At 64.4% G+C, this 1,020-nt stretch carries 1 protein-coding gene; it reads left to right on the forward strand.

Annotated elements, in window-relative coordinates; all coding sequences use genetic code 11:
- Positions 1-86: 86 nt before the first annotated feature.
- On the forward strand, positions 87-1,020 hold a 934-nt coding region (locus HNQ95_RS33345), incomplete at its 3' end, for an IS481 family transposase (protein WP_154387651.1).

The raw sequence follows: 1,020 nt of genomic DNA on the forward strand, positions 1-1,020 counted from the left end.
TGTCGAAGCTATGAAGGTTGTTCATTCGAGGAGGGACTGAGAAGCTGGGGTTGCGAAGCCAACCAACCTTCAGTGGAGCTCCCCGAATGAACGTCCATAAGAATGCGCGTCTGACGCCGTCAGGTCGAGTGCTTTTGGTGCAACGAATTGAACAGGGCTGGAGCGTGCGGCGTGCTGCCGGTTCGGCCGGGGTTTCGGAACGAACGGCTTATCGCTGGCTCGACCGCTACCGGGCCGGCGACCGGGTTCTGCACGATCGCAGTTCGGCTCCGCACCGCTGCCGGCATCGGCTGGCAGCCATGCAGGTGTCGCGGATCGAGCAGTTGCGGCGCCAGCGCATGACCGGGCCGGCAATTGCCCGGTCCTTGGGCCTGGCGCGCTCGACGGTAGGCTTGGTGCTGCGCCGGCTGGGACTGAACCGGCTGGCCTGGCTCGATCCCCGGCCCCCGGTGTTGCGCTACGAACGGCAGCGGCCGGGCGAACTGATCCATATCGACATCAAGACCTTGGGCCGTATCGACGGCGTTGGCCATCGGATCACGGGTCAGCACCAAGGCCATCATCGCGCCCGAGGCATCGGCTACGAACACCTGCATGTCGCCATCGACGATGCCTCGCGCCTCGCCTATGTCGAACTGCTGCCCAGCCTGGGCCGGGATGATGCCACCGGGTTCCTCAACCGGGCACTGGCCTGGTACGCCAGGCTGGGCGCCAGGGTTGAGCGGGTGATGACCGACAACGGCTCGGCGTATCGCTCCAAACTGTTCGCCCAGGCACTCCAAGGTGCCGGTGCCCGACACATCCGCACAAGGCCCTACACCCCGCGCACCAACGGCAAGGCCGAGCGCTTCATCCAGACTTCGCTGCGCGAATGGGCCTATGCCAGGCCATACGCCTCATCGAACGAACGCGCCAAGGCCATTCACCAATGGGCAGCCAACTACAACCTGGCACGCCCACACTCGGCCCTTGGAGGCATCAGCCCGTTCCAAAGACTGAACAACCTTCTTGGAAACGACA

This window comes from Aminobacter ciceronei (genome assembly GCF_014138625.1).
In the GTDB taxonomy this organism is placed as follows: domain Bacteria; phylum Pseudomonadota; class Alphaproteobacteria; order Rhizobiales; family Rhizobiaceae; genus Aminobacter; species Aminobacter ciceronei.